Genomic DNA, 13,587 nt, shown 5'->3' with positions numbered 1-13,587 from the left:
GCACGATGGGTGACGGCCGTCGGCGGGGGATTGTGTTGCGGGAGTGAGTTATTCGGTGTGGTCGGCGCCGCCGCGCGCCGCTGCCCGGCCGTGCCGCAGCATCACCGCCAGGACCAGTGCGATCACAGCGGTGCCCAGCGCGAGCCAGAAAGTCTGGGTGTAGCCGCTGTCGCCGAACACCTGCGGTATCGGCTGGACGACGTGGTTGCCCATGACGTCGATGCTCGCCTTGATCGGGTTGTTGTTGAGCAAGGCAGTGACCACGGCGAGGGAGACCGACGTGCCGAGGTTGATGGTGACACCGAGCATGCCGGTACTGATGCCTTGCTGTTCCTGTGGTACCGCATCGACGACGAGATTGGCCACGGCGGCGTAGAAGAAGCCGAACCCGATCCCGGACAGCGCGTAGAACACCGAATAGGTGGCCCAGCTGTAGTCGACCAGGAGGTAGCCAACGCCCGCGACCACGTTGACGGCGAAGCCGAGGATCGCCGGAATGCGGGCGCCGTATCGGTGCGCCAGCCAGCCGCCGAGTGGGCCGGCGATGACGGCGACGAGCCCGGCCCAGAGTCCGACATGGAGCGCGTACTGCAACATGGTGAAGCCGTTGCCGTAGCTGTAGCTGGGATCGAGGACCACCTTCACCATGTCGACCGGGAGCGTAGCTCCGGTCATCTCATGGGCTTTGGCCACGACACCCTGTGCGACCTGGTCGCGCAGCCCGTCGGCATTCGGGGTCTGGGTCATGTACGCCAGCGTCAGCGGCTGTATCGCGATGATGCCGACGCCGAAGAAGGACATCAGCAGCACCATGCTGACCTTGGGGTTCAACAACAGCCGCAGGTCGACCATCGGGCGGCTCACTCGGGTTTCCACCACGAAGAAAAGTGCCAGCAGCAGTAGTCCGCCAACCAGCCAGGCGATGCTGGTTGCGCGGCCCCAACCCCAGCTTTGGCCGTTGTCCAGGTAGAGCAGAACCAGCAGCGTACCGGCGGACAGCAGCACCGCGCCGAAGGGATCGATCCGATCGCGTACCCGCAGCTTCGATTCCGGGACTACGAGCACGACGAGCAGCGTCATCACGGCGGTGAAACCGCCCAGACCCCAGAACAACGACCGCCAGGAGAAGTGGTCGAGCATCACACCGCCGATCACCGGCGCTATCGCAGCGGCAATACCGATCCCGGCGCCGACGAAGCCGAGCGCGGTCGCCACGAACCGCCGCGGCATCAGATCCCGGATCAGGCCGAAGGCAATGAACTGGCTGGCGACGGCGAACGCCTGCAGACCACGTCCGATCAGGAACAGCGTCCAGTTGTCGGTGACTGCGTCGATCAACGAGCCGACGACGAACAGCACGCCGCACGCCACGAACAACCGCTTCTTGCCCCAGATGTCGCTCATCTTGCCCAGCAGCGGTGTCGCGGAGGCACCGACCAGGCCGATCAAGATGACCACCCAGTTGATGTTGGCCCCGACGTCGGGGAAGGTGGCGCTCATATCGTGCAGTGCCGGGGTGATCATCGTGTACTGAACGGGGACGACCTCGGTCATCAGCACGATGAGCGCGAGCACCGTGTAGATGCGAAGGCGCGAGGCGTTCTCGAGCCGACCGGTATCGACGGCGAGGTCGACTTCATCCGGTGGAGGAGTGGTGGTAGCGGACATAGAACGCTCCAGGGGGAGAAACGATGAGATGGGAGTCACATGAGGCGGCTCTTGGCGGCGGACGATATGAGGTCGCATCCGTCGTCCGCGCATTCGTCCTACTCACCGGAAATTCGTGCATATCCGTGCGGCGACCTTTGGTGATGCGGTCGAGACCGGGGCGCGGCGGTAGTGGTTGTCGCACTCAGCGCTGTCGCACCGATGAGCTACGAGCACGCTTTGCCCGCTGAGCGGAACAACGGATATGCGACGCGTCATCGAGGGCTTTCATGTGTCTTCCAACACACCCCCCTTCACAAGGACGCACTATGACCCATCTGTTCGTTCGCCGTGTACTGGCCGCCGCCGGGGCCATGGCAGTGGTTTCGGCAACTGTCATCGGTTGTTCCAGCTCGAACGACGACTCCGCGAGCACCACCACGACGGCGACGAGCGCCCCGGCGGCGCAGGCCACTTCCGCGCAGGCCGATTCGAACGACCCGGCGGTCAAGGAAATCACCGACGTCTTCGTCGCATTCTTCGACGGCAAGACCTCCGCCGACACGAAAGCCGGTCTCGTGGAGAACGGTTCGACCTTCGCCCCGACGCTGGAGGCGCAGGCGAGCAATCCGATGACCGCCGGTTCCACGGCGACGGTGTCCACTGTGAAACTCGACGACAGCACGCATGCCTCGGTCACCTACAGCGTCCTGATCAACGGCAACCCGGCCCTGCCGAATCAGGCGGGCAAGGCCATCAGCGTCGACGGGAAGTGGAAGGTCGCCGCGGCGACCTTCTGCGGTCTGCTGAAGTTGCAGGGCGGCGCTCCGGCCGGCTGTTGATCGCCGCGATACGGGTCGGTAACTCGGTTTTCTACTGAGTGAGACGGCGACCCGTGAAATTCGTGCGGTCAATAGCATCGGCCCTGAGCGCAGCGCCTGGTGAAACTCGACCAGTCTGCATGGGATCCGTTGTTGTCCAAGATTTTTCGTATCACACACCGAGTATCGGGCGGCAGCGGGTCGCCGATGCTCATTCGGCCGTCGACGAAAGGCATACACGCTGTGGTGAATGAATTAGCTGGCAAAGTCGCCATCGTTACCGGCGGCGCGGCTGGAATCGGTGCGGCCATTGTCGAGCTGTTCGCGGCCGAAGGCGCCCGGGTCGTCATCGCCGACCGGGATTCGGATGGCGGTGAACAGCTGGCCGAACGCCTCGGCGCAGACGTCATCTTCACCAAGACCGATGTCGCGGATCCCGAGCAGGTCACCCAAATGGTCGCCACCGCCGTCGAGCGATTCGGCGGTCTCGACATCATGGTCAACAACGCGGGCATTTCCGGCGCGATGCATGCCGGATTCCTCGACGACGACCTCGCCGATTTCCATCAGGTGCTCGGTGTCAACCTGCTCGGTGTAATGGCGGGGACGCGGGAAGCGGCACGCCATATGGTTGCCAACGGGGGCGGCTCGATCATCAATGTCTCTTCGATCGGCGGGGTTCAGGCGGGCGCCAGCGTGATGTCGTATCGCGCATCCAAAGCGGCGGTTATACATTTCACCAAATCGGCCGCGATGGAATTCGCCGCCGCCGATATCCGAATCAATTGCATCGCACCCGGAAACATTCCGACATCCCTGCTCGCCTCGGCCGTCGCGAACATGAGTGCGGAGGACGCCGACAGGTTTGTCGGCGCCGCCCGCGAGATCATGCGAAATACCAAACCGCTGCGGCGAGACGGCGAAGCTCGCGATGTCGCCGAGGCCGCGCTGTATTTCGGCAGCGACCGGTCGGCGTATGTGACGGGCACGATCCTGCCGGTCGACGGTGGCACCGTCGCGGGCATGAAGAGCCAAGTCAAGGACCTTCGATGAAAGTGATTGCCGACCAAGACAAATGCCTCGCCAACGGTCAGTGCGCGCTGTACGCGGGCGACGTATTCGACCAACGCGACGAGGACGGCGTCGTCGTATTGCTGAACGAACATCCGGCGCCGGACCGGGCCGACGACGTCCATCAGGCAGCTGCGGCCTGCCCCGCGCGCGCCATCAATATCGAGGAATGACGGAGACTCATGTCCGATACACCGAGCGGAACCGCGACCGACGCCGCCGTGCCCCAGTATCCGATGGAGCGCTCGATGCGCTGCCCCTTCGCGCCGCCGCCCCTGGAGCTCGAACTCGCCGCGGCGAATCCGCTCAGCCGAGTGCGGATCTGGGATGGCAGCACGCCGTGGTTGATCACCGGATACGCCGAAGCGAAAGCCCTGTTCTACGATCCGCGAGTCAGCGTCGACGACCGTCGCCCCGGATTTCCGCACTGGAACGAAGGTATGCGGGCCATGTCGACCGTGCGTCCGGGATCGGTATTCAATCGGGATCTCGACGAACATGCCCGACATCGCAGAATGCTGACCAAGCCCTTCGCCCTCAAGCGCGTCGAGGCACTGCGGTCGGCGATTCAGAAGATCACCGACGAGCATATCGATGCCATGCTCGCCGGACCGCGTCCGGCCGACCTTGTGGCGGCGCTGGCATTGCCCGTGCCTTCTCTGGTCATCAGTGAACTGCTCGGCGTGCCCTACGAGGATCACGAATTCTTCCAGGACCGCAGCAACGTCGGACTCGGTCGAAACAACACGGCCGAGGAGACACAGGCCAACGTCGTCGAGATGATCAATTACCTGGCCGATCTGGTGGATGCCAAGGCCGAGAATCCCGCCGAGGACGCGATTTCCGATCTGGCGGAACGGGTCAAGGCCGGTGAGATCGATCGATGGGAAGCCGCCATGCAGGGCGTCGGCCTGCTCTTCGCGGGTCACGAGACCACCGGCAACATGATCGGTCTCGGCACCCTCGCCTTGCTGGAGCATCCCGAACAGCTGGCGGTTGTTCGTGACACCGACGATCCGAAGGTGCTCGCCAATGCCATCGAGGAATTGCTGCGTTACCTCAGCATCATCCACACCGGGCAGCGGCGGGTCGCCATGGAGGACATCGAGATCGGTGGCGAGGTGATCCGCGCCGACGAGGGCATCATCATCGACCTCGCCCCGGCGAACTGGGACCCCAACACCTTCCAGGAGCCGGGCCGGCTGGATTCCGACCGCGCGAATGCGAACCAGCACATGGCATTCGGGCACGGGCGGCATCAGTGTGTCGGCCAGCAGCTCGCCCGTGCGGAATTGCAGATCGTCTTCCAGACGTTGTTCCGCCGAATTCCGACGCTGCGCCTGGCGACGACGATCGACCGGGTCGATTTCAAGCACGACCGGCTGGCCTATGGGGTCTACGAATTGCCGGTCGAATGGTGACCAATTCCGATAAGAAATGCATGGGAGGCAAGTGATGTCAAGCCCGACGAAGAACGTCTCGCTGTATCCACCCGAGGGCTACGGTGCGCCGAAGGACAGGCAAGGTAACGCCACGGGCGACGTTGGTCTTCCCCCGGGGACGGAGGTGTGGTCGGCGGATAATCACATCTCCCTCTCGGACGATATTTTCTTCCAGTACCTTCCCGAGGAGCTGAAGGCTCAGGCGCCGCGGATCTGGTATGAGGAAGGTGCCTATCAGGTCGGCGCGGCCGGACATTCATTCTTGCCGCCCGAATTCAGTGCCGTCCTGATGCAGTACGACGACCTCGTCGGCGCGGCCAGCGGCAACCTCGAGGCCCGTATTCAGCAGCTTGCCGAAGACGGCGTCTACAAGGAACTGGCGTTTCCGAACGCCGTCTTGGCGCTGTTCTTCCATTCCGACAAGGAAATGCGCGAGCGTTTGTTCCGGATCTACAACCAGTACATGGCGGGCCTGCAGGAGCGCTCCAAGGGGCGGTTCTACGCCGCGGGGCTGATCAACTGGTGGGATCCGGCCGGTACGCGGCGGACCCTGGAAGAGCTGAAGTCGTTGGGGCTCAAGACTTTCCTGCTGCCGCTCAACCCGGGTACGGACGCCGACGGCAACCAGATCGACTACGCCAGTACGGCGATGGACCCGGTGTGGGACGAGATCGAAGCGTCGGGCGTGCCCATTTCCCATCACATCGGGGAGACCGGGCTCAAGGCTCCCTGCGAGTTCAATACCCTCGTGGTCGGGATGATGGTCAATGTCGACTCCTTCCGGGAGATGTTTTCCAGGTACATCTTCTCCGGCATCCTGGACCGGCATCCGAAACTTCGGATCGGCTGGTTCGAGGGCGGGATTTCCTGGGTTCCCTCGGCACTGCAGGACGGCGAACATCTGTACGCGTCCTACCTGCACATGTGCGAGCCGAAACTGAAGCACGACGTCCGCTACTACTGGAACAAGCACATGAGTGCCGCGTTCATGGTGGATCCGCTCGGCTTGCAGCTGATCGACCAGATCGGCGTGGACAACGTGATGTGGTCCACCGACTATCCGCACAACGAAAGCACTTTCGGCTATTCGGAGAAGTCGCTGCAGCTGGTAATCGACGCGGTCGGCCCGGAAAAGGCAGCACAAATCGTCAGCGGCAACATCAAGAAGTTCCTGGGTATCGAATGACTAATTCTCCGACAGCGGTAGGGACTTCGATCCGGATTCCGGACGTACCGGATCGCGCCCGCATGCGGCGCGAAACCGGAGCTCGGTTACGGGCGGCGATGGCGGAGCAGGGCGTGGATGCGCTGGTTCTGCTCGAAGATCAATCCGTCATGTATGCGACCGGAGCGAGTTGGCCGCTCGGCGACGCCGGTCTGTCGCATATTGAGTGCCCGGTCGCGGTGGTCCTGGCGGACGACGAGTGGCCGCATTTGTTCATGCCCTTCCGTGAGGGCGCGGCCACCGAAACGGAGTTGCCCGCGGACTATGTCCACGGACCCGTCTATCTCGAATTCGACGAAGGTGTAACGGATTTCGCGCGGATCCTGGCCGAGCTCGTCCCCAGCGGGGCGAGGGTGGCCGTGGACCAGTCCACGGGTGCGATGCGACGCGCGGAGCGGAAATTGTTCCCGTCCGGGTCGCTCACCGACGCCGCCCTGGTGCTCAGCGCGGCCAAATTGGTCAAGACCCAGGACGAGCTGGCCTGCATTCGCACGGCGTGCCGGATAACCGACACCGCGATGGTCGATGTCCACGCGGCGCTGGCACCCGGAATCCGGCAGATCGACCTCTCGGCGGCCTTCGTGCGGCGGGCGTTCGAACTCGGCGCCACCGCCAATATTCTCGACCCCATCTGGCAGGTCATGCCGGAAAGCAAGGCAGAAGGCGTCTGGACGGTACACGACGATCTTGCGTTGCCTTTGCTTACGACCGAACGGGAGCTGGCGCGCGGCGATGTCCTGTGGACCGACGTGAGCATCAGCTACGGCGGGTACTGCTCCGACTTCGGCCGGACCTGGGTGGTTGGTCAGGACCCCACCCCGAGGCAGCAGGCGCAATTCACCAGATGGCGGGAGATCCTGGACGCGGTGCTCGCGGTGACCCGCGCCGGAGCCTCGCTGAATGAACTGGCCAGGGCGGCCATCGACGCCAATGGCGGCGAAAAGCCCTGGCTGCCCCACTTCTATCTGGGGCACGGTATCGGCGTCGGCCCCGCCGAGATGCCCATGATCGGCACGGACCTGGGCGAAGACTTCGACAAGAACTTCGTCCTCGCACCGGGCACGGTAGTGGTGCTGGAACCGGTGGTGTGGGAGGACGGCACCGGGGGCTATCGCAGCGAGGAGATCATCGTGATCACCGAGGAAGGCTTCATTCCGTTGACCGACTACACCTACGCCCCCTATGGCAACTGAAATCCTGGCCGACGAACGCGCACTCCGTCTCGGGCGACGGGCGCGCGTACTGGCCCAGATGGAAGCCCACGACCTCGACCTGCTCGTACTGGGCAGGCAGGCCAATATCCGCTATGTCACCGGCACACCGCAGCTGTGGACCGCGGGGACCAGGCCGTTCGGTCCCGGATGCGTCCTCGTCCGCGAAACCGGCGACATTCATCTGTTGAGCACCTGGGACGAAGGCGTTCCCGAGGACATTCCGCACGAAAACCTGTACGGGATCATGTGGAATCCGCTCAACCTCATGGGGGTGCTGCGCCAGATCGGCGGTGCCGCCACCGCCAGGCGGGTGGGTACGGATGCCCTGTCCCCGCTGTTCTCCCAGTTCCTGCCGATGGCATTTCCCCAGGCGGAACTGGTCGACGGCGAGCAGGCCATGCGTGCCGCCCGGCGGATCAAGACTCCCGAAGAAATTGTGGTGCTTCGGGATTCGATCCGCATCGCGGAAGCGGGCCTGGCGGCGGCGGTTGCCGAACTGCGGCCCGGCGTCACCGAGAAGACCCTGACCGGAGTGATGTTGCAGGCGATGGCGGCCGGAGGGATGAGTACCCCGGCCACCCAGGACGCCGCGTGGGTGACCGCACCGGACCACCCGTGGCGGCGCGCGTCCGGTGACCGGCGCGCGCAGGCCGGTGACCTGGTGGCCTTCTCCGCGGGCGTCATCGGCAACGGCTACATCGCCCAGATCGGCCGGACCTGGCCGACCTGGGCGCCGAAGGACGGCACAAGTGCCCTCTACGAGCGGTGGGATCAGCTGTGGTCGCGCCTGCTCGCCGCCTGTCGGCCGGGTCGGCTCGCCTCCGAATTCCTCAGCGCTTACGAGGCTGCCGGTGAACCGTTGCCGCCGCTGCCGGTGGCCCATGCACTGGGGCTGGGGTTCGATGCGCCCGTTGTGTCGCGACAACTTCCGGCCACCGCCGCCGCGGAGCACCTGGAACCCGGGATGGTGCTCGCGGTCACCGGCTACGTCTGGGAGCAGGGCATCGGCGCAGTCTTCGGACGGGAGATGGTGCTGATCACAGCAGACGGACCCGAGGTGCTGACCTCCGGCCCGTCGTGGAACAGCAACGCGGGCCTCGCGATCGGAGCGTCGCATGAGTGAGTCCGTGCCTTCGGCCGAGGAAATCATCCTCTACGCGAAGGATCCAAAGACCAAGATCGCCACGATCACGTTCAACCGGCCCGACCACCTCAATGCGCCGACCATCGCCGCCCGGGTGCGCTATGCCGACCTGTTGCACCGCGCCAGTGTCGACGACGACGTCAAGGTGCTCGTAATCCGTGGCGAGGGTGATGATCTCGGCACCGGTGCCGACCTGCCGGAGTTCATGGCGGCGCACACCAGCCCCGATCAGGGGCCGAAGCTCGCCGAATTCCGCATCGGCGCCGATGAAGTCACCTATCCGCCCCAGGGGTCGTTCCGGCACGGCGCGACGCTCAGCTCGTGGTATGCCAACTCCCACTCCGGAATTCGCAGCCTCCAGGATTTCAAGAAGATCAGCATCCTGGAGGTGAAGGGCTACTGCTACGGGTGGCACTTCTATCAGGCCGCCGATGCCGATCTGGTGATCTCCTCCGACGACGCGCTGTTCGGGCATCCGGCCTTCCGTTACGTCGGGTGGGCGCCGCGGATGTGGTGGTGGGCGCAGACCATGGGTCTGCGCAAATTCCAGGAGATGGTGTTCACCGGGCGGGCGTTCACCGCCGCCGAAATGTACCAGTGCAACTTCCTCAACAGCGTCGTCCCGAGGGACCAGCTGGAAGCGGAAGTGGACAAATACGCACAGGCCTGTGCCAGCAACCGGCCGACGGACACCGTGTTCATGCAGAAGTCCTTCTTCGAGTTCATGAAGCAGTACCAGGGCGAATATCTGGGCAGCATGATCAGCGGACTTTTCGAAACGGTCGGCGGCTTCGCGGCGCCCGACGCCGAAGACATGATGTTCGAGCAGGCCATGAATCGCGGAATCAATAACGCGGTCAAGGACAACGACAGCAAATTTCCGCCGGAATGGCGGCTGAGCAAGCGCGCTCGGGAGCGGAAGGACTAGCTCGTGGAACCGCTCGATGGTTACGTGGTCGTCGATTTCTCCAGTGGGATCGCCGGGGCTTATTGTACGAAGCTGCTGGCCGATGCCGGTGCTGAGGTCGTCAAAGTCGAAGCGCCGGAGGGTGATCGGCTGCGAAGCTGGTCGGCGTCGCACGCCGAAATTGCCTCCGGCGCCGACGGTGCGCTGTTCGGTTTCCTCGCGTGCTCGAAGCACAGTGTCGTCGCCGATCCGGATGAGATCGACTTCGTGGACCGACTGTTGGCGGGGGCAGACGCGGTGGTCTGGAGTCGCGGATCGAGTGTCGCGGAGCATCCGTCGTTCACTCCGGAAGCCATTCATGACCGGCATCCCCATCTGACGGTCACCGCGATCACCCCATTCGGTCTGCACGGTCCCTGGCAGGACCGACCGGCTACCGAGTTCACGCTGCAGGCGTGGTCGGGCGGGATCATCGGGCTCGGTCGCGGCGCGCCGGACCGTGCTCCGGTCTATGTCGGAGGCCGGATCGGCGAGTGGGTTGCCGGGGCATATGCCGCGGCCGGCACCCTGGCATCGCGGGTGCGGACCCTCGACACCGGCGTGGGCGAGCTGGTCGACCTGTCCGTACTCGAGAGCCAGATTCTCAGTCTCACTTACTATTCCGTCACATTCTTCGAGGCGCTCGGTCGGTTGATGCGGCCAGGACGAGGGCTCATGGTGCCTGGGGTGGCCAGCGCCAAGGACGGAATGGTGGCTGTCGGGTGCGGGACCGCGCAGCAGTGGTTCGACCTGTGCGCGATGGTCGGGCATCCGGAGTGGATCGATGAGAGCGCGCCGTTCTCGATCAGCGGGCGGGCGGGCGACCTGGCGAGTGAGATCGCCCCGTGGTTCGCCGAGCACACTGTCGAGGAAATCCGGGAACTGGCGACGGCTTTCAGAATTCCCAATTCCCTGGTAGCCAATGGCGAGAACATCGCCGAGATGGAGCATTACCGGGCACGCGGATCATTCGTGGCCAACCCACGCGACGGTTACACCCAACCCGCGCCGCCGTTCCGCTTGGGATCCGAGCCACCGCCCGCACCTAGCCCCGCCCCGCGCCTCGACGAGCACGGGGAACGATATCGCGCCACACCCCCGGTAGCTCGACGAGACACCGCGAAAGGGTTGCCCTTCAACGGACTTCGCGTGCTGGATATGACCGCCTTCTGGGCCGGGCCGTCCTGCACACACTTGCTCGCCATGCTCGGCGCCGAAGTGATCCACGTCGAGTCGACCACTCGCCCCGATGGAACCCGGCTCATCGCCGGTGTCCCGCTCAGCGAGGAACAGTGGTGGGAACGCTCGCCGATCTTCTCGAGCCTGAACACGAATAAGAAGAGCGTCACACTGGACTTCCGGAGCGAGCGCGGGATCGAGGTGCTGCACCGGCTGATCCAGAGCTGCGATGTGATCGTCGAGAACTACACCCCGCGGGTGCTCGAGCAGATCGGGCTCGACTACGAGAAGGTGCGCAGCCTGCACCCCGACGCGATCATGGTCCGGATGCCGGGATTCGGCCTCGACGGGCCGTGGCGGGACAACCCGGCCTTCGCCTACATCATCGAGGATGCGTCCGGACTCACCTGGTTGACCGGGCATCCCGATCAGAACCCGGTCGAGCCGTTCTCGATCGGCGATCCGAATGCCGGTCTGCACGCCCTCAATGCGCTGCTGCTCGCGCTGGAACATCGGCGGCGTACCGGCGCGGGCATGCTCGTCGAGGCGGCGATGGTGGACGCCGCAATGAATGTCGCCGCCGAACAGGTGATCGAGCACTCCGCCTACGGGCAACTCCTTGTGCGCGACGGTAATCGGGGACCGGAGGCGGCACCGCAAAACCTCTACCGGACCGCCGATATCGACGAATACGGCGGCAACGACTCCTGGGTCGCGGTCGCGGTGGCCACCGATGAGCAATGGTCTGGTCTACGCGATGCGATAGGTCGGCCGGACTGGGCGATGGAGTCGCAGCTGTCCACCGCCAGCGGGCGTCGCGAGCAGCACGACCTCATCGACAAGAATCTCGCCGCGTGGTGTGGGCAGCGCAGCGCGGGGGAGATCGTCCAAATCCTTTGGGACGCCGGAGTTCCGGTGGGCAAAGTCATGCAGCCGCATCGCGTCGCCGAACTGCCGCAGCTCGAGTCGCGCGGCTTCTACGAGTACGTCGAGCATCCGGTGAACCCGACGGTCCGGCACAGCACAGTGCCGTTCACGCTGTCGGACGGCCCCGAACGGTGGCACACGCGCCACGCGCCGTTGTTGGGGGAGCACAACCAGGAAGTGCTGGCGGGACTCGGATTCGGTGAATCCGAAATCGCCGCGCTCGAGGCCGACGGCGTCATCGGGCGGGCGCCCGCGATGGGCAAGGGGAAGTGATGACATCGATGAACGACTGGGACCTTACGACCGACTTCCTGGTCGTCGGGAGCGGTGCCGGGGTCGTGGGCGCACTGCGTGCCAGGGCCCTCGGCAAAGATGTTCTCGTCGTGGAGAAGTCCGATCTGGTCGGCGGATCGACCTGCATGTCGGGTGGTGTGCTGTGGTTGCCCAACAATCCACTCATGCAGCGCGATGGCGTGCCCGACTCACTCGAGGACGCGCTGCGGTACTTCGACACAGTTGTCGGTGACGCGGGTCGGGCATCGTCTCCTGCGCGGCGACTGGCCTACCTCCATTCGGGGATCGACATGGTCGAATTCCTCGAATCCGAGGGCCTGAAATTCCGTCGGTGCGAAGGGTATAGCGATTACTACGCCGGAGTCCGGGGCTGCGAAGGCGGATCCGCCCGGGGCAGATCCATCGAACCGGAGATCTTCGATAAGAAGAAACTCGGTGCCTGGCGTGACCGGATCCGGCCCGGCTTCGCCGGCGGCATGGTGATCTACACCGTGGAGGCGGCGCCGATGTCGTTGATGCGGACCCGAATCGGTATGGCCACGATGGCCAGGGTCGGAAGGCGCACTGTCGGGGGGCGCCTTCGCGGACGGCAGTTGGCGGCCAATGGGGCAGCATTGATCGCCCGGTTGGTCGACGCGCTGCTGCGGCGGCAGGTTCCGATCTGGCGCGAGTCCGCGCTCACCGACCTCGTCGTCGAGGACGGCCGGGTCGTGGGCGCGGTCATCCAGCGCGACGGAGGAGCTGTGCGCGTGCGTGCGCGGGACGGAATCCTGCTCGCCGCCGGTGGTTTCGCCCGCAACGAGACGATGCGCAAGGAGTATTCGGACGGGCAGCCCATCGGTGCCGACTGGACCTCGGCAAACCCGGGCGACACCGGAGACGCGATCCGGCTCGCGATGGATCTCGGAGCCGCCACGGACATGCTGGACGAGGCGTGGTGGATGCCGTCGTGGATTATGCCCGACGGCACCCCCGGCATGTGCCTTTCCGAGCGGTGCAAGCCGGGATCGCTCATCGTCGACGCGCAAGGCCGACGCTATTTCAACGAGGCGTGCTCCTATCAGGAGGCGGGCCAGCGGATGTATGCCCATCACCGCGAGTCCGGCGGCGCTATTCCGTCATGGCTCATCATCGATTCCCGCCACCGGGCCAGCTATCCGTTCGGGATGGCTCCCGCAGGCTGGACACCGAAGAAGTTGATCACCGGCGGTGTGCTGAAACGCGGCGAGACGCTGGAAGACCTTGCGCGCCAATGCGGTATCCCCGCCGATTCGCTGTTGGAGACGGTCAGCCGTTTCAATGGATTCGCCGAAACCGGCGTCGATGAAGACTTCCATCGCGGCGAGGGCGACCACGAGCGGTTCTATGGCGACCGCACCCACCAGCCGAATCCCAGCCTGGGGCCGATCGAGAAGGGGCCGTTCTACGCGGCCGCGCTGTACCCCGGAGATATCGGCACCAGCGGTGGACTGCTCTGTGACGAGTTCTCCCGGGTATTGAACGCCGAGGGGGAGCCGATCAGCGGTTTGTATGCCACCGGCAACTGCACCGCATCCGTGATGGGCCGCAGGTACCTCGGCGCCGGGGCGAGTATCGCCGCCTCGGCGGTATTCGGGTACGCGGCGGCGAATCACGCGTGTGAGTCTCCCGGCCGAGAACACTCCGAATGATGAAGGT

General features: G+C 64.7%; 11 protein-coding genes. 10 read left to right on the top strand and 1 reads right to left on the bottom strand.

All coding sequences use genetic code 11. The annotated features are described in order from the left end of the window. Positions 1–48: 48 nt before the first annotated feature. Positions 49–1,668, bottom strand: a complete 1,620-nt coding sequence (locus OIE68_RS18125) for an MFS transporter (RefSeq protein WP_327100542.1) — start codon at positions 1,666–1,668, stop codon at positions 49–51. A 308-nt stretch (positions 1,669–1,976) separates the two neighbouring features. Here OIE68_RS18125 and OIE68_RS18120 point away from each other — a divergent pair, with 308 nt between their 5' ends. From OIE68_RS18120 to OIE68_RS18075, 10 genes are all read left to right on the top strand, one after another. Further along, positions 1,977–2,489, top strand: coding sequence for a hypothetical protein (locus OIE68_RS18120; protein ID WP_327100541.1), 513 nt, complete (start codon positions 1,977–1,979; stop codon positions 2,487–2,489). Between the two features lie 222 nt (positions 2,490–2,711). Further along, positions 2,712–3,521: an SDR family oxidoreductase gene (locus tag OIE68_RS18115; protein ID WP_327100540.1), complete on the top strand. Its 810-nt coding sequence runs from the start codon at positions 2,712–2,714 to the stop codon at positions 3,519–3,521. Then, positions 3,518–3,712: a ferredoxin gene (locus tag OIE68_RS18110; RefSeq protein WP_327100539.1), complete on the top strand. Its 195-nt coding sequence runs from the start codon at positions 3,518–3,520 to the stop codon at positions 3,710–3,712. The genes OIE68_RS18115 and OIE68_RS18110 overlap by 4 nt, the downstream gene beginning before the upstream one ends. A 9-nt stretch (positions 3,713–3,721) precedes the next feature. Then, positions 3,722–4,960: a cytochrome P450 gene (locus tag OIE68_RS18105; protein WP_327100538.1), complete on the top strand. Its 1,239-nt coding sequence runs from the start codon at positions 3,722–3,724 to the stop codon at positions 4,958–4,960. Between the two features lie 34 nt (positions 4,961–4,994). Then, the gene (locus tag OIE68_RS18100) at positions 4,995–6,167 is read left to right on the top strand and encodes an amidohydrolase family protein (RefSeq protein WP_327100537.1); all 1,173 of its coding nucleotides are present in this window, start codon (positions 4,995–4,997) and stop codon (positions 6,165–6,167) included. Continuing rightward, a complete protein-coding gene (locus OIE68_RS18095; RefSeq protein WP_327100536.1) occupies positions 6,164–7,399 on the top strand; it encodes a Xaa-Pro peptidase family protein in 1,236 nt (411 codons plus the stop codon). The genes OIE68_RS18100 and OIE68_RS18095 overlap by 4 nt, the downstream gene beginning before the upstream one ends. Further along, entirely contained in the window at positions 7,389–8,543 is a 1,155-nt protein-coding gene (locus OIE68_RS18090) for a M24 family metallopeptidase (RefSeq protein ID WP_327100535.1), read from the top strand. Before OIE68_RS18095 ends, OIE68_RS18090 begins: the two co-directional genes overlap by 11 nt. Then, entirely contained in the window at positions 8,536–9,492 is a 957-nt protein-coding gene (locus OIE68_RS18085; RefSeq protein ID WP_327100534.1) for an enoyl-CoA hydratase/isomerase family protein, read from the top strand. Before OIE68_RS18090 ends, OIE68_RS18085 begins: the two co-directional genes overlap by 8 nt. Positions 9,493–9,495: 3 nt before the next feature. Beyond that, complete coding sequence (locus OIE68_RS18080) at positions 9,496–11,889, top strand: CoA transferase (protein WP_327100533.1); 2,394 nt, start codon at positions 9,496–9,498, stop codon at positions 11,887–11,889. Then, complete coding sequence (locus OIE68_RS18075) at positions 11,889–13,580, top strand: FAD-binding protein (protein ID WP_327100532.1); 1,692 nt, start codon at positions 11,889–11,891, stop codon at positions 13,578–13,580. Before OIE68_RS18080 ends, OIE68_RS18075 begins: the two co-directional genes overlap by 1 nt. Positions 13,581–13,587: the final 7 nt, after the last annotated feature.

Origin of the sequence: Nocardia vinacea (genome assembly GCF_035920345.1) — a bacterium.
Classification (GTDB): Bacteria; Actinomycetota; Actinomycetes; order Mycobacteriales; family Mycobacteriaceae; genus Nocardia; species Nocardia vinacea_A.
Note: the sequence above shows the minus strand (reverse complement) of the source record. Positions and strands in the feature narration are given on the sequence as shown.